Source organism: Flavobacterium sp. 38 (assembly GCF_057799715.1).
On sequence record NZ_JBYNWZ010000007.1, the window covers coordinates 184,596 to 208,926 of the forward strand.

The 24,331-nt window shown below is 36.5% G+C and carries 13 protein-coding genes; 12 read left to right on the plus strand and 1 reads right to left on the minus strand.

The genetic code is table 11. From position 1 onward, the window contains the following. Positions 1-5: 5 nt before the first annotated feature. Complete coding sequence (locus tag AC3E9W_RS17400; RefSeq protein WP_488769337.1) at positions 6-1,064, minus strand: sensor histidine kinase; 1,059 nt, start codon at positions 1,062-1,064, stop codon at positions 6-8. Between the two features lie 130 nt (positions 1,065-1,194). Here AC3E9W_RS17400 and AC3E9W_RS17405 point away from each other — a divergent pair, with 130 nt between their 5' ends. The 12 genes from AC3E9W_RS17405 to AC3E9W_RS17460 all read left to right on the plus strand — a co-directional run bounded on the left by AC3E9W_RS17405 (position 1,195) and on the right by AC3E9W_RS17460 (position 24,315). After that, complete coding sequence (locus tag AC3E9W_RS17405) at positions 1,195-3,435, plus strand: GH92 family glycosyl hydrolase (RefSeq protein WP_488769338.1); 2,241 nt, start codon at positions 1,195-1,197, stop codon at positions 3,433-3,435. A 22-nt stretch (positions 3,436-3,457) separates the two neighbouring features. Beyond that, the gene (locus AC3E9W_RS17410; protein ID WP_488769339.1) at positions 3,458-5,335 is read left to right on the plus strand and encodes a sodium:solute symporter family protein; all 1,878 of its coding nucleotides are present in this window, start codon (positions 3,458-3,460) and stop codon (positions 5,333-5,335) included. 337 nt (positions 5,336-5,672) lie between these two features. Next, a complete protein-coding gene (locus tag AC3E9W_RS17415; protein WP_456895013.1) occupies positions 5,673-6,638 on the plus strand; it encodes a glycoside hydrolase family 130 protein in 966 nt (321 codons plus the stop codon). 7 nt (positions 6,639-6,645) lie between these two features. Then, positions 6,646-7,713, plus strand: coding sequence for a carbohydrate-binding family 9-like protein (locus tag AC3E9W_RS17420; protein WP_488769340.1), 1,068 nt, complete (start codon positions 6,646-6,648; stop codon positions 7,711-7,713). After that, a complete protein-coding gene (locus tag AC3E9W_RS17425) occupies positions 7,688-8,806 on the plus strand; it encodes a putative glycoside hydrolase (protein WP_488769341.1) in 1,119 nt (372 codons plus the stop codon). The genes AC3E9W_RS17420 and AC3E9W_RS17425 overlap by 26 nt, the downstream gene beginning before the upstream one ends. A 93-nt stretch (positions 8,807-8,899) precedes the next feature. Then, on the plus strand, positions 8,900-9,919 hold the full coding sequence (locus tag AC3E9W_RS17430; RefSeq protein WP_488769343.1) for an isoaspartyl peptidase/L-asparaginase family protein: 1,020 nt from the start codon (positions 8,900-8,902) through the stop codon (positions 9,917-9,919). Between the two features lie 396 nt (positions 9,920-10,315). Continuing rightward, the gene (locus AC3E9W_RS17435; RefSeq protein WP_488769344.1) at positions 10,316-12,628 is read left to right on the plus strand and encodes a beta-N-acetylhexosaminidase; all 2,313 of its coding nucleotides are present in this window, start codon (positions 10,316-10,318) and stop codon (positions 12,626-12,628) included. Between the two features lie 17 nt (positions 12,629-12,645). After that, positions 12,646-14,496: a glycoside hydrolase family 35 protein gene (locus AC3E9W_RS17440; protein WP_488769345.1), complete on the plus strand. Its 1,851-nt coding sequence runs from the start codon at positions 12,646-12,648 to the stop codon at positions 14,494-14,496. Between the two features lie 55 nt (positions 14,497-14,551). Beyond that, positions 14,552-16,036, plus strand: a complete 1,485-nt coding sequence (locus AC3E9W_RS17445; RefSeq protein ID WP_488769346.1) for an alpha-L-fucosidase — start codon at positions 14,552-14,554, stop codon at positions 16,034-16,036. An 11-nt stretch (positions 16,037-16,047) separates the two neighbouring features. Further along, positions 16,048-18,291, plus strand: coding sequence for a GH92 family glycosyl hydrolase (locus tag AC3E9W_RS17450; RefSeq protein WP_488769347.1), 2,244 nt, complete (start codon positions 16,048-16,050; stop codon positions 18,289-18,291). Positions 18,292-18,304: 13 nt separating this feature from the next. Then, positions 18,305-20,965, plus strand: a complete 2,661-nt coding sequence (locus AC3E9W_RS17455; protein ID WP_488769348.1) for a glycoside hydrolase family 3 N-terminal domain-containing protein — start codon at positions 18,305-18,307, stop codon at positions 20,963-20,965. A gap of 263 nt (positions 20,966-21,228) precedes the next feature. After that, positions 21,229-24,315: a SusC/RagA family TonB-linked outer membrane protein gene (locus tag AC3E9W_RS17460; protein WP_306156305.1), complete on the plus strand. Its 3,087-nt coding sequence runs from the start codon at positions 21,229-21,231 to the stop codon at positions 24,313-24,315. Positions 24,316-24,331 lie beyond the last annotated feature (16 nt).

Genomic DNA, 24,331 nt, shown 5'->3' on the forward strand with positions numbered 1-24,331 from the left:
AGGGGCTATGTGACTTTTATAACTAGTTTAACGACAAAAATATTCTTTTTATTTTTAAATGAAAGCTTATAGTCACTTTTATTATATCCCAATTCGAGTCTTTTTTTTACGTTTTCGATACCTATACCACTTGACTTGTTAAAATTATCTTTATGTACGGTAAATTCGGGCATTGGGTTTGAAATTGTAAAATGTAAGTAATCTCCTTTTACTTTAAATCTGATGTCAATTAGTACATTCCCAGTGTTTTTGTTTACGCCGTGCTTGAATGCATTTTCGACGAAAGTCAAAAGTAAAACAGGCGAAATTTCTTTGTCATGAATATCTCCAGAAATTGACATATCGACTTCTAAGCGTTCTCCGTTGCGAATTCGTTCCAAATCAAGATAATTCTGAATGCACATGATTTCGTTTTCTAAAGTCTGCTTTTTGCCTTTTGTTTCGTAAAGCATATAGCGCATTAACTCAGAAAGTTTCAGAACGATTTTTGGCGTTTTGCTAGATTTTTCTACAGAAAGCGAATAGATATTATTTAAGGTGTTAAAGAAAAAATGTGGAGAAATCTGCGATTTTAAAAACAATAATTCAGTTTCCAGCTGCGATTTCTCAAGATCTGTAACACGTCTCTGTTCTTTTAAAAAATCCAAAGTGATTTTTATTGCAGTTACAAAAGTCATTACATACAATTCGCCCATCATCATATCTATAGTATAATTGAGTGTAAGTGTATTGATGGTTTGCGGACCTTCGGGCCAAACATCGTGCGTAATCAGTAAATAAGTCAGATTGAATTTAAGAACGACCATTACAAATATGGCAGAAAGTACACTTATAATATATAGGACATACTTTTTCTTGTAAACCAAATGTGGCATTAGAACCAAAATATTTAGATAACACAGTGCCATGTGAATTGGGAATCCGAGTAAAGTGGTTTTTAAGGAGTAAACGTAGTCGTTAAAATAGCTTCCCCAGCGAAATGTATTGAATACAAAATACGTCAGCCAGAAATAAACATGATAGCGAATAGGTAAGCTGTATGGTTTGTTGGCATTAAAAATCATATGTGGTCTTTAAAGTGTCGTTTGTTACTATTTTTTGATGTTTAGAGCTGTTTAAATGTCGTCCGTCTAAAAATATTTTGGTAAAAGTTGAATTTATCTAAATTTAAAGTTAAATTAATATTGTTTTGATATGAAGAAAATTACTCTGCTTTCTTTAACGGTAATTTTTGCTGCAAGTTGCAAAATAAATGTAGATAAAAACAAAGATCGAAAAAGTTTTGCAACAAATTATGTAGATCCTTTTATAGGTACTGGCGGTCACGGACATACGTATCCAGGCGCAACAGTTCCGTTTGGGATGCTGCAAGTGAGTCCAGATAATGGAATTTCAAGCTGGGACTGGTGTTCTGGCTATCATTATTCTGACTCAATAGTTTCTGGATTTAGTCATTTACACTTAAGCGGAACAGGAATCGGTGATTTGGCAGATATTTTATTTATGCCGACAAACAAAAAGTTAGACTTAACCGCCAAAGCCGCTTCACGCGATTTCCTTCCGTATAAATCAAAATATAGCCATGCTAACGAAAAAGCAACACCGGGTTCTTACCAAGTTTTTCTTGAGGATCCTAAAATCAATGTAGAATTAACCTCTACGCAAAGAACCGCTTACCATAAATATACTTATGCAGCTAACGATATACAATCTGTAGTTGTCGATTTAGGTTTTGCCATCAACTGGGACAAAGCGACCAAAACGGCTATTAAGATTGAAGATGAAAATACGATCAGCGGTTTCCGTTACAGTACAGGATGGGCAAAAAATCAGAAAGTATTTTTTGTAGCGAAGTTTTCTAAACCTATTACAGAATCTATTTTAACTGCCGATAAAAAAGTAGTTTCTGGCGGAAATGCTGAAGGAGAAAATACAGCTCTGCAATTGTTTTTTGATTATAAAAATTCAAATCAGTTAGATGTAAAAGTCGCTCTTTCTTCGGTAAGTGTTGAAAATGCAAAATTGAATTTAGATACCGAAAAACAAGATTTCGAAAAAGTAAAATCGAAAGCTGCTGCAGATTGGAACAAAGCTTTAAGCAAAATTACAGTTGAAACTTCTATAGATTCTTTAAAAACGATTTTCTACACCGCTTTGTATCACGCACAAGTAGCGCCAGTAACGTACAGCGACAAAAATGGCCAGTTTAGAACAGAAGACGATAAAATTGTAACGGCAAAAGATTACACCGCTTATTCGACTTTATCGCTTTGGGATACTTTTAGAGCAGAAAATCCTTTGTTAACTATTTTGGAGCCAACAAAAGTTTCAGATTTAGTAAACTCAATGTTAGCGTATTATGAAACTAAAAAAATACTTCCGGTTTGGACGCTTTACGCGAATGAAACGAACACAATGACAGGATATCATTCAATCCCAGTTATTGCAGATGCTTATTTTAAAGGTATAAAAGGTTTTGATGCTGAAAAAGCATACGAAGCGATGAAAGCTACGATGATGCAAGACGAACGCGGATTGAATTTCTACAAACAATACGGTTATATTCCGTACAATTTATTAGACGAATCGGTTACCATTACTTTAGAATATGCGTACGACGATTGGTGCGTGGCGCAAATGGCTAAAGCGTTAGGAAAACAAGCAGATTATGAGCTTTTCTCAAAACGTTCTAAAGCTTACGAATATTTATTTGATTCGAAATCTGGTTTCATGAGAGGAAAATCGCAAGACGGAAAATCTTGGAATGAACCTTTTGATCCGAAACACTCTAACCACAGAGAACATACCGATTATACAGAAGGAAATGCTTGGCAGCACAGTTGGTTTGTGCCTCATAACGTAGATAATTTTATCAAACTTCACGGAGGAAATGAAACTTTCACCAAACATTTAGAGCAATTGTTTACAGAAAGTTCTGAGATCACAGGAAGTAATGTTTCTGCTGATATTTCTGGATTGATCGGACAATATGCGCACGGAAACGAGCCGAGTCACCATATTGCGTACATGTTCAATCACGCTAAACAGCCTTGGAGAACACAATATTGGGTGCGTCATATTTTAGACACGCAATACAATACTACGGCAAACGGATTGAGCGGAAACGAAGACTGCGGGCAAATGTCAGCTTGGTATGTGTTCAGTTCGATGGGATTGTATCCAATGAATCCTGCTTCTGGTGAATATGAAATTGGAAGTCCGATTTTCGAAAAATCAACTTTAAATCTTCCAAACGGAAAAACTTTTGTGATTGAAGCAGAAAATGTTTCCAAACAGAACTTCTATATCCAATCGGCTACCTTAAACGGAAAGCCGTTCAATAAAACAGCAATTTCTCATCAAGAAATGCTAAACGGTGGCGTGCTTCATTTTGTAATGGGAGCAGAGCCAAACAAAAATTTCGGTCTAAACTAACTAACTCAAAATAAATATATTAATGAATATTATCGACGTATCAATCATTTTAATCTACATCGTCCTCTCGGTCGGTATAGGAATCTGGATTTCAAGAAAAGCATCAAAAGGTCTTGATGATTATTTCTTGGGAGGAAAATCAATCAAATGGTATTTTTTAGGGCTAAGTAATGGCTCTGGAATGTTTGATGTTTCGGGAACTTCCTGGATGATTGGCGTTCTGTTTTTATACGGCGTAAAAAGTTTCATGTTTATGTGGCTTTGGCCGATTTGGAACCAGATTTTTGTCATGATGTTCCTCGCAGTATGGATTAGAAGGTCGAAAGTAATGACAGGATCTGAGTGGATTCTAACGCGTTTTGGAAGTGATAAAGCTGGAAAAGCGTCTCATATTATTGTAGCTATTTTTGCAATTATTTCAACCATTGGTTTTATCGCTTATTTCTTCGTTGGAATTGGAAAATTTGTGACGATTATTTTGCCTTGGGATTTGACAGTTCACATGAATGGATCGGTTTTCTTAACGTCAGAACAGGCTTATGCGTTATTAATCATTTTCTTAACTACAATTTACACGGTTAAAGGGGGAATGTTTTCTGTGGTTGCGACAGAAGTTGTACAATACATTATTATGATTGTTGCCGGAGTTTTAATCGCAGGTTATGCCTTCATTAATTATACTGATATCCAAATCAATTCGGTTATCACGCCAGAATGGAAAAATGTTTTCTTTGGATGGGAATTTGAAACGCAATGGAGCGATAAATTCGAAACATTCAACAAATTAATCGATACAGAAGGCTACAAAATGTTTGGTGCTTTCATCGGAATGACGTTATTCAAAGGTTTCTTTGCTAGCGTTGCAGGACCAACTCCAAGTTACGATTTACAGCGTGTTCTTTCTACAAAATCAGTTAAAGAAGCGGCTTACATGAGCGGTTTTACCAACTTGATTTTATTCATTCCTAGATATTTATTAATCACAGGAATCGTAGTAATTGCTTTGGTGAATTTGGCGCCAGAGTTAAACGCAAACGTAAACTTAACTGGAGCCGATTTAGAATTATTAATGCCGAAAGTCGTTAATCTTTATATTCCGGTTGGAATTAAAGGAATTCTTTTGGCTGGACTTTTAGCCGCTTTCATGTCTGGATTCTCAGCTTTCGTAAACGCAGGGCCAGCGTATATTGTAAATGACATTTATAAAAAATATTTCAAGCCAGTTGCTTCAAACAAGCATTATATTAAAGTAAGTCAGATTTCTTCTTTCTTAGTTGTTGGTTTAGGAGTTTTCATGGGATTTTTTGCAGATTCGATCAACTCTCTAACACTTTGGATAACAAGTGCTTTGTACGGAGGTTATGTTGCAGCCAACTTCTTAAAATGGATTTGGTGGCGTTTTAATGGATGGGGTTATTTCTGGGGAATGGTCGGCGGATTGATCGCAGCTTCTCTTCAGTTTATTTTAGACCAAAACAAAGGAAATTTAGCAGCGGGAACATTCTTGCATGATCTTTCGCAAGTGCCATCAATTTACTTATTCCCATTAATCTTCGGAATGTCGATTTTAGGTTGTCTTTTAGGAACTTACTTGAGCAAACCAACCGATATGGAAGTTTTAAAATCGTTCTATTCAAATGTAAGACCTTGGGGATTCTGGAATCCAGTTTACAAACAATTAAAAGCAGAGGATCAGTCATTCCAAAAAAATAATGATTTCTATTTAGATATGATGAATTGTATTATCGGAATCGTTTGGCAGTCGAGTATGATTTTGCTTCCGATTTATTTCATTATCAGAGATTATCCAAAAGCTCTAGTAGCGTTGGCAGTCTTTTTAGTGACAACGACAGTATTGAAATTTACTTGGTTGGATAGAGTTAGGAAGATAGAGGAGTAGATTTTAGAAAATAGAAAATAGAAAATAGATGCAAGAAGCAAGATTTCTTGGATTGAGATAAAAATTAAACATATAGAAACATAGATTTTTCTTTTGCTTGAAAAGGAGAAAGAAAGAAACTAGTTTCTAACACATAGCATTGAACATAGCCCATAGTTTCAACTATGGGTACGCAAGATTGTCGTTCTGAGCGGAGTCGAAGAACCGCGAGTAGCTCGACAAAGATTGGCGAAATACTGGATGGAGCTTCTTGCGGAGATCCTTCCTTCGTCAGGATGACAAAACTGGCGAACAACAAACAATAAACAAAAAACTACAAACAATAAACAATAAAAAAATGAGTACTATTCCTTGGCAAGACAGACCCGAAAACAGTAAAGATGTAATGTGGAGATATTCTGAGAATCCAATTATCGACAGATATTCGATTCCTTCATCAAACAGTATATTCAATAGTGCAGTTGTACCTTTTGGAGACGGATATGCTGGGGTTTTTAGATGTGATAATAAAGCAGTTCAGATGAATATTTTTGCTGGTTTCAGTAAAGACGGAATCAATTGGGACATCAACCACGAACCGATTGAGATGAAATCTGGAAATACAGAAATGATCGAATCTGCTTATAAATACGATCCGCGTGTGGTTTGGATCGAAGATCGTTACTGGATTACTTGGTGTAATGGTTACAACGGACCAACAATTGGTATTGGTTACACTTTCGATTTTAAAGAATTTTTCCAATGTGAAAATGCCTTTTTGCCATTCAACAGAAATGGAGTTTTGTTTCCGCAAAAAATTAACGGAAAATACGCGATGTTAAGCCGTCCAAGTGATAACGGACACACGCCGTTTGGAGATATCTGGATCAGCTACAGTCCTGATATGAAATATTGGGGAGAACACAGATTGGTAATGAAACCGTCTCCATTCGAAAAAAGTGCTTGGCAGTGTACAAAAGTTGGAGCAGGACCAATTCCGATTTTAACTGACGAAGGCTGGTTAATGATCTACCACGGAGTTATAAATACTTGCAACGGTTTCCGTTATGCAATGGGTTCAGCACTTTTAGATGTTGATTCGCCAGATCAGGTAAAATACAGAACACAGCCTTATTTATTAGGGCCTGCAGAAACGTATGAAATGGTTGGAGATGTGCCAAACGTAGTTTTCCCATGTGCCGCTTTACACAGTATTGAAGAAGATAAATTAGCAGTTTATTACGGTGCAGCAGATACTCACGTAGCAATTGCTTTCGGAAAATTAAGTGAAGTAATTCAGTTTACAAAAGAAAATAGTTTATAATAAGAAGATGCATAGTAGAAGTAAATTATTGTCCCTTGCCGTATTTTTTGTTGCGTTGATGGGGTATGCGCAATCTGAAAAAGAGGTTACACCAAAAAGTTATATTGCGTATAAAACATCTAAAGAAATTGTTATTGACGGCGATGAAGCAGATAAAGCTTGGGAAAAAGCATCTTGGACAACGCCTTTTGTCGACATAGAAGGTGTTGAAACTCCAAAATACAAAACTCAGGTCAAAATGCTCTGGGACGATAATTACTACTACATTCTCGCCAAAATGGAAGAGCCTCACGTTTGGGCAAATCTAAAACAGCGCGATACTATTATTTTTTATAATAATGATTTTGAGGTTTTTATCGATCCAGATAATGATACTCATAATTATTATGAATTAGAAATTAATGCTTTAAACACGGCTTGGGATTTATTCATCAATAAACCATACCGTGAAAAAAACACCGTTTTAAACGACTGGAATATCGACGGACTAAAATCAGCAGTAAAAGTGCACGGAACTTTAAATAATCCTTCGGATATTGATAAAGGCTGGACGTTAGAAATTGCCATTCCATGGTCGGTTTATAAAACTTCGTATCATGATAATATCGTTCCAAAAGATAAATTTTGGAAAGTCAATTTCTCACGTGTGAATTGGCAGCATGATATTGTCGATGGAAAATATGAACGTAAAAAAGATAAAGAAGGAAAATTTCTCCCAGAATACAATTGGGTTTGGTCGCCTATGGGAGTCATAAATATGCATGAGCCCGAAAAATGGGCTTATGTATACTTCTCTTCAAAAGAAAGCGAGGATAAATTCACAATTCCGCAGGAAGAAAAAGTAAAATGGGAATTGTACACTTTGTATAGAGCTCAAAAAAGATATTTTGACAAGAATAAAACATGGGCTAAATCCCTAAAAGATATCAGTACAAAAAATATAATTGTTGACGGAAAAGTTTTAAAACCGACATTAGAGAATCATTTATCAGGATTTAATATTGCTGTAAAAAGCCCTTTTTCAAACAAAACCTTAATAATTAAAGAAGATGGTAAAATTATTACGAACGAATAAGTTACAGAGCATTTCTAAAATTGCAGTTTTGGCGCTTTCGCTGAGTTTATTTTCATGCGGACAAAAAGAAAATAAAACAGAAGAAAACGGAAAATTCAATTTTGGAGTTTGGACAACTGCTGATCCTAAAAAATCGGATGCAGATTATACAAAAGAATTCAAAAAATACAGAGACGGCGGAATTGATGAAGTTTTAATCAACACCAATACAGATCCGAAACTTTTAGGAAGATTGGTTCCGTTAGCTAAAAAAGAAGGTTTAAAAGTTCACGCTTGGATTATGGCGATGAACCGTCCAAACGATTCAGTGGCGCTACAGCATCCAGATTGGTATCAGGTTAGTAAAGAAGGAAAATCTTGTTTTGATAATCGTCCGTATGTAGATTATTACCAATGGCTTTGCCCGACTAAAGAAGAATCTAGAAACCACGTTTTAGGATTGGTTGAAGGTTTAGCAAAAGTAGAAGGAATCGAAAGCGTTCACTTAGATTACATTCGTTTCCCAGATATCTTTTTGCCAATCAGTTTGTTACCAAAATACAATTTAGTTCAGGATGTAGAATTACCACAATTTGATTTCTGTTATTGTGATGCTTGTGTTTCTAAATTTGAAAAAGAACATCATAAAAATCCAAAGAAAAGCCACAATACTTCAATCGATATGGAGTGGAAAAACTTTCGTTTAAATGCTGTAAAAGCAGTGGTTGACGATGCGTATAAAATTGCTCATAAACACAATGTAAAATTAACGGCAGCCGTTTTTCCTTATCCAGAAATGGCAGACCATATGGTGCGTCAGCGGTGGGACAAATGGAATATTGACGAAGTATATCCAATGATTTACCACAGTTTCTATGACGAAGAAATTGATTGGGTTGGTTATGCAACTAAACAAGGCGTAGCCGATTTAGAAGGAAAACCTACGAAAGTAAATACCGGAATTTATATTCCAGGATTAAAATCGGATGCAGAATTGAAAGAAGCAATTCTTCAAGCTAAGAAAAATGGAGCAACAGGAGTTTCATTTTTTGACGGAAATGCTTTATCAGAAAGTAATTTAAAGACGATAAAAGCAGTAAAAGCAAGCTTATAAAAGATTTTACTGGGATAAAAATTTTTTACGAAGTAAATTAGCGACATCAAGAATAATTGAATTCTTAATGTTGAACCAAAAACAAAAAACCACATGTCAAATAGAAGAGATTTTATCAAGAAAACAGCTTTAGGCACCTTGGCCGTAAGTTCTGTTTTGGGCGTTAGCGGATTTGCTGCAAATCATGAAAATGAAGTTGAAGATGTAAAAGAGAAAAAACAGCAGAAACCGATCATTATTTCGACTTGGAATCATGGTCTGCCTGCCAATAAAGAATCTTGGAAAAATTTAAAAGAAGGAAAATCAGCTTTAGACGCAATTGAAGCTGGAATGAAAATTCCTGAAGCAGATCCGACTGTTCGAAGCGTTGGTTACGGAGGATATCCTGACCGCGAAGGAAAAGTAACACTGGATGCCTGTATTATGGATCACAACAGCAACTGCGGTTCTGTTTGTTTTTTACAAGGAATTAAACATCCGATTTCTGTGGCGAAAAGAGTGCTTCAAAATACGCCTCACGTAATGTTAGCGGGACAAGGCGCATTGCAATTTGCTTTATCAGAAGGATTTAAAGAAGAAAATCTTTTAACTCCAGAATCTGAAAAAGACTGGAAAAAATGGCTGGAAGATTCAAAATACAAACCAGTTATCAATATAGAAAATCACGATACCATAAGCATGCTAATGTTAGACCAGGATGGCAATCTTTCGGGTGGATGTACCACGAGCGGTGCAGCTTGGAAAATGCACGGACGCGTCGGTGACTCCCCAATAATCGGCGCGGGTCTTTTCCTGGACAACGAGGTGGGAGCAGCTGCAGCAACTGGTTTAGGCGAAGCCGTGATCAGAACTGCGGGAAGCGCAATGGTGGTCGAATTAATGCGTCAGGGAAAATCGCCTTTTGAGGCTTGTAAAGAAATTACAGAACGTATTTACAACAAACACAAAAATCACAAAGACATGGAATACCTGCAGGTTGGTTTTATCGCTTTGAATAAAAACGGCGAATATGCAGGATATAGTTTAAGATCTGGTTTCAATTTTGCCGTTTCTGATGACGTAAAAGGCCACAGAATGGAGGATGCGAAATTTAAAATGTCTTGGGATAAATAAGATTGAAATGAAAATTTTTAAACACATTAGCAACATAGATTTTATTGTGTTTAAAAGTTTCACTAAGAATAAATAACATAGCAAATAACTTTGCAAAATGGATGGATTAAAATCCATCCCTACAATATGTTTCGAGCCGAAGGCTCTTTCGTAAGAGTTCCGTAGGAACGAACCATATTGTAGCAACGGATTTTAATCCGTTGAAGAGATACGCAAAGCATTGTCATTCTGAGCGGAGTCGAAGAACACGCGAGAAACTCTACAAAGATTGGCGAGTTACTATGAGGAGCTACTGGCGTGTTCTTCGTTCCTCAGGATGACAAACTAAAACAAAAAACTATGTCTCTATGTGTTTTAAAAAAACGAACCACAAAGAGACAAACCAAAAAACAAAGAATGAAAAAATTACTATTCCTATTAACCCTAATCGCTTCAGTTTTTTCGGCTCATGCCCAGAAAGTTTACACAGAAAGTGATATAAAAATCATTCCTAAACCGAGTCAGACTCTTATTAAAACAGGTGTTTTTGAGTTTACAAAAGACACAAAATTTGTCGTAAACGGTGATTTTCAAAAAGATGCAGCGAATGCTTTAGCTTCTAAATTTGAAATTGCTGCAGGATGGAAACCAGAAACAACAACTAAAGCTCCGGTAAGTAATTTTGTTCAGTTTAAAGTAGATCCGAACTTAAAAAATGAAGCTTATGTTTTAGATGTAAATCCAACAAATATTGTGATTTCTGCTAAAGGAAATGTAGGTTTCCTTTACGGATTAGAAAGCGTTCGTCAATTACTTCCTGAAGCGATTGAAAGTAAATTTGCGATTACTTCTGCAAAATGGCAGGTTCCAAGTTTGACAATTAACGATGAACCTCGTTTTAAATGGAGAGGTTTAATGTTGGATCTATCGCGTCATTTCTTTGATAAAAATTATGTTCTGGCGACAATCGATCGTTTAGCGATGCACAAAATGAATGTGTTGCACATGCATTTAGTTGACGATCAAGGTTGGAGAATCGAAATAAAAAAATATCCAAAACTTACAGAAGTTGGAGCGTGGAGAGTAGATCAGGAAAATGTTTCTTGGAATGCCAGATTAACGACAAATCCTGACGAAAAAGGAACGTACGGCGGATTCTTTACGCAAGACGAATTAAGAGAAATCGTAAAATACGCAGCAACAAAAGGAATCGAAGTAATTCCTGAAATCGAAATGCCGGCGCACGTAAGCAGCGCGATTGCAGCGTATCCAGAATTGGCTTGTTTCAATCAAAGAATTGGTGTTCCGTCAGGCGGGGTTTGGCCTTTGACTGATATTTATTGTGCGGGTAAAGAAACCACTTTTGAATTTTTGCAAAATGTAATTGATGAAGTCATCACGATTTTCCCTTCAAAATATATTCATATCGGTGGCGACGAAGCGACTAAAACCAATTGGGCAAAATGTCCGCATTGCCAGAAAAGAATCAAAGACGAGAAATTGAAAGATGTCAACGAATTGCAAAGCTATTTTGTAAAACGTATGGAAAAATACATCAACTCAAAAGGTAAAAAAGTAATCGGTTGGGATGAAATCTTAGAAGGCGGTTTGGCTCCAGACGCAACGGTTATGAGCTGGAGAGGAATGAAAGGCGGAATCGAAGCGGCAGACCAAGGTCATGATGTAATTATGACTCCAGAATCGCCTTGTTATTTCAACTTTTATCAAGGTCCGCAAAACGAAGAACCTTTAGCTTTTGATGCTTACAATCCGTTAAGCGAAGTGTACAAATTTGATCCTGTAGTTTCGACCATGACTCCTCAAGAAGCAGCACATGTTTTAGGCGGACAAGCAAATTTATGGGCAGAGCATTTAGCCTTGCCAAAAGATTCAGAATACATGATTTTCCCAAGATTGGCGGCTTTATCAGAAACTTTATGGAGTCCGAAAGAGAAACGCAATTGGAATGACTTTACAACGAGATTATTCACTATGATGAAACGCTACGATTATTTGGGAATCAATTATGCGAAAAGCGCTTATCTAGTAACGGCTTCTTCTACTGCTGATTTAGGGAATAAACAAATCAAAGTAGAATTGAAAAATGAATTTCCTAATCCGGACATTCGTTATGTTTTAGGAGATAAAAGCATCGACCATCATGCTGTAAAATATGTTGCTCCAATTGAAATAAAAGAAACTACTGTTTTAAAAGCTTCTTTATTTCAAGATGACAAACCAGTCGGAAAAACATTTACGGATACGATTGTTTTCCACAAAGGATTTGCGAAAAAAGTGAAATACTTAACACCTTTCAACCAGAGTTATAAGGGAGATGCGAATACTATGGTAAACACCATTCGCGGAAGCAAAAATTTCCATGACGGACAATGGCAAGCTTGGTTGGTTAACGATATGGAATTGGTTATCGATCTTGAAAAAGTAGAAAGCATCGAACAAGTGTCGGTTGGAACTTTAGAAAGCCAGGGAGCAGGAGTTAATTTCCCAATTCAAGTAAAGGTCTTGATTTCTACAGATGGCGTTAAATATACTCAGGTAGGAAAAATTATGCGTCCTTATGCTGTAAATGCAGTTCCAGAATTGAAAGATTTCAAAATCAATTTCCAAAAACAAAATGCGCGTTTTGTAAAAGTAATTGGAGGCAACTTAAAGAAAAGCCCAAAAGGAGAAAGCTCTTGGTTGTTTGTAGATGAAATTGTAATCAATTAATTATTTAGACATAAAAAATGAAGAAGATACTATTTAAGCTCGGAATATTATTGATTTGTTTGATGCCGTTTTTTAGCAAGGCACAAACCAAAGGATTTTCTATATCTAATGGAGAATTTAAGCAAGACGGGAAAATTGTTAAAATACATTCTGGAGAAATGCACTATGCACGTATTCCAAAAGAATATTGGAGACATAGACTGCAAATGCTTAAAGCGATGGGAATGAATACCGTGGCGACTTATGTGTTTTGGAATTATCACGAAACTGCGCCAGGCGTATGGGATTTTAAAACAGAAAATAGAGATTTAGGAGAGTTTTTACGTATTGCTAAAAGCGAAGGATTGTATGTGATTCTTAGACCGGGTCCGTATGCATGTGGCGAATGGGAATTTGGAGGATATCCTTGGTGGTTGCAAAATAATCCAGATTTAGTTATTCGTACCAATAATAAAGCCTTTTTAGACGCTTGTAAAACGTATATTGAACATTTGTATGCAGAGGTAAAAGGACAATTTGCTAACCAAGGAGGGCCTATCATTATGGTTCAGGTTGAAAATGAATTTGGTTCTTATGTTTCTCAAAGAACAGATATTGCAGCGGCTGATCATGCAGCATACAAAACAGCGATTTACAATATGCTGAAACAAACTGGGTTTCAAGAACCTTTTTTTACTTCTGATGGAAGTTGGCTGTTTGAAGGAGGTTTGGTTGATGGCGTGTTGCCAACAGCAAATGGAGAATCCAATATTGAAAATTTAAAAAAACAGGTTGATAAATTCCATAAAGGGCAAGGACCTTATATGGTTGCAGAGTTTTATTCTGGCTGGTTGGATCATTGGGCAGAACCATTTATTAAAATTGGATCTGAGGAGATTGCAAGCCAGACTAAAAAGTACCTTGATGCAGGTGTTTCTTTTAATTACTATATGGTGCATGGCGGTACTAATTTCGGATTTACTTCTGGAGCAAATTATAACGAAGAAAGAGATATTCAGCCAGATATTACAAGCTATGATTATGATGCACCAATTAGCGAGGCGGGTTGGGCGACACCAAAATTTATGGCTATTCGCGATCTAATGCAAAAATATTCTAAAACGAAATTAGCATCAATTCCAGAGAAAATAGCCGTTGTAAAATATCCTAATCAGCCTATCAAATCTAGCATGGATGTTTTAAGTTGGATAAAAAAGGAAAAACCTGTTGTAAACGATCAGCCCTTAACATTTGAAAAACTGGGTCAGGGACATGGATATGTTTTGTATAGAAAAAGATTTACGCAACCAATAACAGGCAAATTAAAGATTGAGGGATTAAGAGACTTTGCCACAGTTTATGTAAACGGAGTTAATGTTGGCGAGTTGAATAGAGTTTTCAATAACTACGAGTTGGAAGTCACTATTCCTTTTAACGGTATTTTAGAAATTTTAGTTGAAAATATGGGACGCATTAATTACGGTGCCGAAATAGTTCACAATACGAAAGGAATTATTTCTCCAGTATTTATAAATGAATATGAAATTAGTGGCGGATGGGAAATGTATAAAATGCCTATGAATGAAGTTCCAGTTCTTAAAAATGAAAAAGTAAAATCTGGACGTCCAGTTATATACGAATCTATTGTAAACATTGATAAACCAGCCGATACTTTTCTTGATATGACAAATTGGGGAAAAGGAATTGTATTTGTTAACGGACACAATCTTGGACGCTACTGGAAAGTAGGACCACAACAAACGCTTTATGTACCAGGCTGTTGGTTGAAAAAAGGCGAAAATAAAGTTGTTGTATTGGAGCAGCTTAATGAAAATAGCAAAACAGAATTAACTTTTACAGACCAGCCGATACTTGAAAAGTTAAACTAAGAATACTATTAAACAAAAAACATAGAATAAATAAAACCTAATAAATAGATTAAAGATGAAAAGAGGAATATTCATTATCGCCCTTTTATTTTCAGCTCAGCTATTCGCTCAGGCGATATATGAAGATGAAAGATACGTACCAGAAACTGACCCGTTAGTATTGAAAAACTTAGATGAATGGCAAGGCAAAAAATTTGGTTTGCTAATGCACTGGGGAACTTACAGCCAGTGGGGTATTGTAGAGTCTTGGTCTATTTGTCCAGAAGATTACGGATGGTGTGAGCGTAAAAAAGGAAGCAATCCTGCTAGTTACAATCAATACATTGCAGATTATGAAGGGTTGAGAAAAACTTTTAATCCAGTAAAATTTGATCCTGCAAAATGGGCTAAAGCGGCTAAATATGCAGGAATGAAATACATGGTTTTCACGACAAAACACCATGACGGATTCAATATGTACGATACTAAATATTCTGATTATAAGATTACAAGTAAAGACGTTCCTTTTCATACAAATCCAAAAGCAGATGTTTTAAAAGAGATTTTCAACTCATTTAGAGGCGAAGGAATTTCAACTGGAGCGTATTTTTCTAAACCAGACTGGCATAACGAAAACTATTGGGATCCATACTTCCCGCCATTCGACAGAAACGTAAACTACGATCCGTCTTTATACCCAGAAAAATGGCAGAAATATGTTGATTTTACGCACAACCAAATTATGGAAATCTTGACTAATTATGGAAAAGTTGATATTCTTTGGTTAGACGGAGGTTGGGTTCGTAAAAGAGACCAAGTGAACATCAAAGAAAACTACGATGAGAAGTTTGCAGAAAACGAATCTAAAAATGGTTTCATCAAACACAGAGTAGTGGACCAAGATCCTAAAATGGATGAATTAGTGGTTAAAGCGCGTGCTAAACAACCAGGTTTAATCGTAGTTGACAGAGCGGTTCACGGTAAAAACCAAAACTACTTAACTCCAGAAGGACGCGTTCCTGCTAAAACTTTGCCTTATCCATGGGAATCTTGTATCCCTGCTGGCGGCGGATGGTCTTATTCTCCAGGTGCTACTTACATGACTGGAAGACAAGGTATTCATATGTTAATTGACATTGTGGCTAAAGGCGGAAACTTATTATTAAACGTTGCTCCAAGTCCAGAAGGAGAATGGGATAAAGGGGCGTACGATTTATTGCAAGCTTACGGAGATTGGATGAAAGTAAACAGCACAGCGATTTACAACACTAAACCAATCGAGCCTTACAAAGAAGAAAACATTTGTTTTACACAAAATAAAGCGGGGAATGTATTTGCTTTTTATTTAGCGAAAGAAGGAGAAGACAAAATTCCTGCAACAGTTACAGTAAAATCGATCAGCCCTAAGAAAGGAACGAAAATTACAATGTTAGGTTCTAAAACTTCATTGAAATGGATAAAATCAGATAACGGATTTACAGTTACGATTCCAGAAAGTTTAAGAAACAATCTTCCTGCAAAAGAAGCTTGGACTTTAAAAATCGAAGCGATTAACAGATAAGAACGAAGCCTATGGTTTTAAATACAAATAATAAATTCAAAACAGCATGTATTTTGTACATGCTGTTTTTTAGCATCAGCATTTTTGCGCAGGAGCCTGCCGATTTTGTTAATCCAATTATTGGGACTTCCAATTTTGGAGCAGCATTTCCTGGGCCAATTGCACCGCGCGGAATGGCAAGTATTAGTCCGTTTAATGTGGCGGGAATAAAAGGTACACCGATGGAAAAAGACAGCCAATGGCTTTCTAATCCATATGTGAATGAAAATACGTTTTTGACAGGATTCAGTCAGGTGAATTTAAGCGGTGTCGGCTGTCCAGAATTGGGTGTTATTTTATTGATGCCGACGACTGGAGCAGTAGAAATCGATCATTTAAAATACGGTTCGACTTATTCTAAAGAAGTGGCAAAAGCAGCGTATTATAGCGTAAACATCGACAAGTATAAAGTAAAGGGCGAATTCACGGCTTCAAAACGAGCTGGGGTGAGCAGATTCACTTTCCCGAAAGGGCAATCAAACATTTTGCTAAATCTTGGATTAGGTTTAACGAATGAAGAAGGTGCGATGATAAAAGTAGTATCGCCGACAGAAATTGAGGGAATGCGTTCGGTTGGTTCGTTTTGCTACAACAGTCCAGAAGATGCTTATCCCGTTTATTTTGTGGCTCAATTTTCTAAACCTGCCGATAAATTTGGGATTTGGAAAAAACCTGCAAAATACAACGGCCTTGAAGCGCAATGGATGGGTTACAACGGAAAAGCGAGAATAATGGAAAATACAATCAAAACCGTTGTGGGCGATAGTATTGGAAGTTATTTTACTTATAAATTTGAAAAAGAAGAAACAGTTGAAGTGAAGATCGGAATTTCTTACGTAAGTATCGAAAATGCCCGTGAAAACTTAGCAAAAGAAGTAGGTAATAGATCTTTTGACGCCATTTACAAAGAAACCTACAACGAATGGAACGAAGAATTGTCTAAAATTCTGGTTGAAGGTGGTACAAAAGATGACAAAACGATTTTCTATACGGCTTTGTATCACACTTTAATTCACCCCAATACTTTAAATGATATTAACGGAGAATATCCCGTAATCAAAAGAACTAAAATTGGTAAAACCGATGGTACCCGTTATACCGTATTTTCTTTATGGGATACGTACCGAAATGTGCACCAGTTGATGTCTTTGGTTTATCCAAAACAGCAATCTGATATGGTAAAAAGCATGTTGAGCATGTTTGATGAAAACGGCTGGTTACCGAAATGGGAATTGAATTCTACAGAAACTTTTACGATGGTTGGTGATCCTGCAAGTATTGTAATTACAGATACTTACTTAAAAGGAATTCGTGATTATGATGTCAATAAAGCGTATTACGCAATGTTGAAAGGCGCAGATCAGGTTGAGCATAATCCGCTTCGTCCAGGATTGAAAGATTATATCAAAAAAGGATATGTAACGACAGATAATAAAGGTCCCGTTTCGACGACTCAGGAATACAATATTTCAGATTATGCTATTTCGCTTATGGCCAACGAATTTGGGGACAAAGACAATGTAAAACGTTTTAAAAACCGTTCGTTATCGTATAGAAAATTATTTGATAAGAATCTGAATTTACTTCGTCCAAGAACTGCAAACGGAGATTGGTACGAGCCTTTTGATCCTGCTTCTGGAGCCAATTTTGAAGAAAATGTTGGTTTTATCGAAGGAAATGCATGGCAGTATAATTTCATGGTTCCTCATGATATCATCGGATTAAAGAAATTAATGGGCGGCGATCAAGCATTTTCGGCACAATTGCAGAAAATCTTCGACATGAAGCAATTTGATATGGCGAATGAGCCAGATATTGCCAATCCGTATTTGTTTAATTATGTCAAAGGCGAAGAGTACAAAGCTCAGGATCATGTAAAAAGACTGGTTCGCGAATATTTCAAAAATGAACCAAAAGGATTGCCAGGAAATGATGATACCGGAACGATGTCGGCTTGGTTGGTGTACTCGATGATGGGAATTTATCCAATATCTCCGGGAGATCCAATTTATACTATTACAACGCCAATGTTTCATAGAGTGACGATTAAATTAGATCCAAGATATTATAAAAAAGAAAGCATTGTAATTGAAAGACAAGTCAATAATGATGGGAAAATCAATTCGATTGAGCTAAACGGAAAAACACTTAATACTTTTTTTATTTCACACGATGATTTTGTGAATGGAACAAAGCTTAAAGTGATTCAAAATTAAAATACACACAACTATGTTACAATTAAGAATGAGAAAAACAGCCATTATTTTTGTAATGGCTGTTGGCTTTTTTAACCAAAGCCATGCCCAGAAAAAGTATCCGTATCAGGATGCCAAACTGCCGGTAGAAGAGAGAGTGCAAGACTTGTTAGGCCGTATGACGCTTGAAGAAAAAGTACGTCAGATGGATATGTACAGAGGAGATTTTTTTAAAGAAAAAGAAGATTTTGCTAAAGGTAAATCGGCTGAAAAAATCGGGAAATTAGGAATTGGAGCGATCCACGATCTTTATCCGCGTTCAGCGAAAATGATAAACGACCTTCAGACTAACGTAATTAAAGGAAACCGTTGGGGAATTCCGGCACTTATTATGTGTGAAATGCTTCATGGATATTTAGACGAAGGAAGTACAGCTTTCCCAATGAACATTGGACTTGGAGCAACTTGGGACGTAAATGTTCTGGATAAAGTGGGTAAAGTTATCGGTATGGAAGCCCGTGCTCATGGAGTTCACTTTGGTTTTGGTCCAAACTTAGATTTAGGACGTGAGCCAAGATGGGGACGTGTTGCTGAAACGTTTGGAGAAGATGCTTTTTTAAACAGCGAAATTGGTTTGGCTTTTATTAAAGGATTGCAAGGAGACGATTTAAAATCGGATCGTTCTATCATTGCAGAGCCTAAACACTTTGCAGTTCACGGTATTCCGCAGGCGGGAGGAAATTCTTCTCCGATTTTGGTAGGAGAACGTTCGGCTCGTGAAGATCATTTGCCTTCTTTTAGAAAAGCGTTTACAAAAGGCGGTGCATTGGGAACAATGTGTGCGTATTCTGAGTTAGACGGAATTCCATGCGCGGCAAATCATTGGTTATTGACAGATGTTTTGAGAAAAGAATGGGGTTTTAAAGGAATTGTAGTTTCTGATTTAGGAGCTATTAAATACATTCAGACCACTCATAAAGTAGCTGATTCTCCAAAAGATGCTATTAGAGAAGCGGTTTCTTCTGGTGTTGATATGCAGTTTTATGATTTTTCAAACGAATTCTGGCAGAATACGATTATCGAATTGGTTAATGAGAAAAAATTAACGGAAGAAAACATCAATCGTGCTGCTGGAGGTGTTTTACGTTTGAAATTCTTATTAGGATTATTTGAAAATCCGTTTACAGATAAAAACTTAATTAAAGAGCGTTTTCATACTGCAGAAAATCAAGCAGTTGCTTTAGAAGCGGCTCAAAAATCGATGATTTTATTGAAGAATGAAAACAATCTTCTTCCATTGAAAAAAGACCTTAAAAACATTGCGGTTATCGGACCAAATGCAAACGCTTCAAGATTGGGAGGTTATTCTCCTAAAAATAGTGTTGGAACAACGGTTTTTGAAGGCATTCAGCAAGTGGTTGGAAAAACGGCAAATGTGGTTTATGAAGAAGGTGTACCACTAATTGTAAAAGGACAGGCAATTCCATCAAAATATTTATTTACTTCAGACGGATCTCAAAACGGATTAAAAGGAGAATATTTTAACAACAGAAATTTAGAAGGAACTCCAGCTTTAACTCGTATTGACAGCCAATTAGAATTTGACTGGCCTTGGGCTCCTGGTGATGGTGTAAATGTGGATGATTTCTCTATTCGTTGGACAGGTTATATTCAATCAGATAAATCATTTGATGGTTGGTTAGGTTTAAGTTCTGATGATGGAATCAGAATGTGGGTTGATGATGTATTGGTTGTTGACAACTGGACAAAAGGAGCGACAAGCATTGTAACCACTCCAAAAAATATTGAAGCTGGTAAGAAATACAAAGTCCGCATTGAAATGTGGGAAGGAGGCTGGGGAGCCAGAGCTCACTTGCGTTGGAACTTAGAAAAAGTAAACATGCAGCCAGCGATTGAAGCCGCTAAAAAAGCAGATGTTGCGATTGTAGTTTTAGGAGAATCTAACGAATTGGTAGAAGAGAACAGAGACGTTGCCGATTTGAATTTACACGGAATACAGCAGGAATTAGTTGAAGCGATTCAGAAAACAGGAACTCCTGTAGTTTGTGTGTTATTAAACGGACGTCCGTTATCTACAAACTGGATTGCTGATAATATCCCTGCGATTATAGAAGGATGGTTCCCAGGAGAAAGTGGTGGTAGAGCCGTTGCTGATGTTTTATTTGGAGATTACAATCCGGCGGGAAGATTGCCAATTACAGTTCCGAAATCAGTTGGGCAGTTACCTATATATTATAACCAAAAACCTTCAGCAATACACAGATACGTTGCAGAGAGCGAAAATCCGTTATTCAATTTTGGTTTCGGATTGAGTTATACCAAGTTTGAATATTCGAATATGGCTATCAGTTCGACTGAAATTAAAAAAGATGGTGAACTGAAAGTTAGTGTCGATGTGAAAAACGTTGGAAATTTTGATGGAGACGAGGTTGTTCAGCTTTATGTAAATGATGTTTACAGCAGCGTTACAACTCCAGAAAAAACATTAAAAGGTTTCAAAAGGTTATTCATCAAAAAAGGAGAAATCAAACGTGTCGATTTTACACTTACAAAGGATGAGCTATCTCTCTGGAACAGAGAAATGAAGGAGGTTGTAGAGCCCGGAGATTTCGAAGTTTTAGTCGGCGGAAATTCGGTCGATTTGTTAAAATTAAAATTCAAGGTTTTGAACTAAAAACCCGAAAACGCCGAAGATATTTCGGCGTTTTTGCTTTAAAAAAATGAATACAATTATAAAAGGCTTAAATCTCTAAATTATTTAGGGTTTAAGCCTTGTAAATAAACAAGACTAGGATTACAAATGAAAACGTTTTCTTTCATTTTTGGACTAAAGATTCACCAACACCTTTTCAAAATTGTCATTTGTCGAAATTTTGATTCGTTAACAAAATGTATTCTTAAGTTTAACATGTTATTAACTCTAAAAAAACAACTAATATGATTAAAAGCGTACTAAAATTACTGTTGGTCATATGCCTTTTTGGTTTCCAAAGCCTAGAAGCGCAGACTACAGTAAAAGGAACGATAACAGATGCTCAAACTGGGATTCCAATTCCTGGAGCAAATATTATTGTTAAAGGAACTAAAACAAGTGCTTCTACCGATTTTGACGGTAAGTATGCGATTAGTGTTCCAAATCAATCAGCAGTTTTAGTTTTTACCTATGTAGGATCTGCTACAAAAGAAGTTGCTGTTGGATCACAAACTACAATTAATGTATCTTTAGGACCAGATACACAACAGTTAGGAGAGGTAGTTGTTACAGCTCTTGGTATTAAAAGAGAGAAAAAAGCAATTACGTATTCTGCACAGAACGTTTCTGTAGACGAACTTTCTGAAGCAAGATCATTAAACGTTGCGAACTCACTTTCTGGAAAAGTTGCGGGTCTTAACTTCTCTACAACTTCAAATGGTGTTGGTTCTTCTTCTAGAATTACTTTAAGAGGTAACAGATCTCTTAATGGAAACAACCAGCCATTATATGTAGTAGACGGTGTGCCAATTAGTAACGGTACAACTACTGGTAACCCTGATATTGATACAGGAGGTACTACACAGCCAGATGGTATTTCTAACATTAACCCAGAAGATATTGCGTCGATGACTGTTCTTAAAGGACCATCTGCTGCGGCTCTTTACGGTTCTAGAGCATCAAATGGTGTAATCGTAATTACAACTAAATCGGGTAAATCTGGAAAAACTTCAGTTACATTATCATCTAACTTTATGGCTTCTTCTGCTTATAATTTGATGAACTTGCAAAATGAGTACGGTCAAGGTACAAATGGAGCTTATGTTTCTAACTCAAGTTCAAGCTGGGGTGCGCCTCTAGACGGACGTCAGGTTTCTGCATGGCAGTTGGTTCGTAACCCAAATTATGCTGGGCCAGCGACTCAAAGCTATATTGCACAGCCAAACAACGTTATTGATTTCTACAAAACAGGTTATAACTTAGCTAATACATTAACAGTAACTGCTGGTAACGAAAAAGCACAAGGTTATTTCTCTTATACTAACACACGTGCAGAAGGTATTGTTGGAGGAAACCAAATGGACAGACACAATCTTAACTTAAGATTGACAAGCAAAATTTCTGATAAATTATCTTTGGATGTAAAAACAAACTACATCGTTCAAGACATCGATAACTTGTTAAGAACAGGTGAAGAATCTATCGGAACATCTGCTTACTTATTGCCTCGTAGTATCGCTTATAACGATTACAAAGATTTCGAATTCTTTGATGCTGCAGGACAAAGACAAGTAAACTATTTCTTAGACGAAACTGGAGCTCCAGGTGGAAACCCATTCTGGTCTGCTTTACGTGACGATGCTCGTACAGACAAAAGAAATAGATTTATTGGTTTAGCTTCTCTTAAATATGAGTTTACAAAAACATTAAGCTTACAAGGTAGAGCTGGTTTAGACCAAATGACAAACAAAAACGTAAGAAACAGATATGCTACAAATGCATTTAACAGTAACATGGGTTCTTACAGCGAATCTTATGAAACGGTGAGCGAATTAAATATTGATGCTTTACTTTCTTACAGCGAAAAATTTGGAGATTTCTCTATTGGTCTTAATGGAGGAGCAAGTTCATTGCAACAAAACAGTTCAGCTTTAAACTCTGGCGGTGTTTTAAGTAAAAGAAACTTCTTCGCATTATCAAACGTGCAAACAGTTCAATCTACTTCTACAGCTTCAGAAAAAAGAATCAACTCTATCTACGGATTTGGTCAAATTGGTTTCAGAAACTACTTATTCTTAGATTTAACAGCTAGAAATGACTGGTCTTCTACATTGCCACAAGATTATTTCTACCCATCTTTCGGACTTTCTGCTGTTCTTTCTGATATGTTTACATTACCAGAAGTAATCAGTTTTGCAAAACTTAGAGCTTCTTATGCAGAAGTTGGTAACGATACAGATCCTTATCAGACACAACAAAGATTCTCATACATCGGAGGAAACGGTGGTATGTTATACGGACAAAACACAAAAGCAAATCCAAACTTGAAGCCAGAGATTTCTTCTTCTAATGAGTTTGGTGCTGATGTTAGATTTTTCAACAACCGTTTAGGTTTAGATTTCACTTACTTTAAAACATTAACAAACAACCAGATTTTCTACATCAACACTCCTGAGTCTTCTGGATATTCTAGAGCAATCGTAAACGGTGGAGATATTGAAAATAAAGGTATCGAGTTAACGCTTTCTGCAACTCCAATTCAAACAGAAAACTTCTCTTGGGATATTACAGCAAACTACGCTTCTTATAAGTCAAAAGTTAAATCTATCTTTGAAGGACGTGATGAATTAGTAATTGGTGAAGGACGTTTAGTAAGAAGTAAAGTTGTTCAAGGTGGTGAGTACGGTGATTTATACATCAAAGGTTTCCAAAGAAACGAAGCTGGACAAATCATTGTAAACAGTGCAGGTATTCCATTAGCAACAAATGGTTTTGATGTTCGTGCTGGTAACTTTAACCCAGATTGGACTGCAGGTTTCAAAAACAACTTTAAATACAAAGATTTCTCTTTAAGCTTCTTGGTTGATTTTAGAATCGGTGGTGAAGTTATTTCATACACTCAAGCTAGACAAGCTGGTTTAGGGGTAAGTGATATTACGTTAGCAGGAAGAAATGGTGGAATCATTGTTGATGGTGTGGTAGATAACGGAAACGGAACTTACTCTCCAAACACAGCAAGCATCAATGCTGAACAATACTGGACAGCAATCGGACAAAGAACTCCAATCGCAGAGCCATTCGTTTATGATGCTACAAACATCAGATTAAGAGAGCTTGTTTTTGGTTATTCAATGCCAAAAAAATTATTAGGTAACTCAGGATTTACAAGCATCGATTTCTCATTAGTAGGTAGAAACTTGTTCTTCTTCTTAAACAAAGCAGAACACTTTGATCCAGAAGCTGGAGCAGGTACAGGAAACTTACAAGGGATAGAATCTTTCAACATTCCTTCAACGAGAGATTATGGAGTTAATGTTAAATTCGGATTTTAATTAAAAAAGAGATATC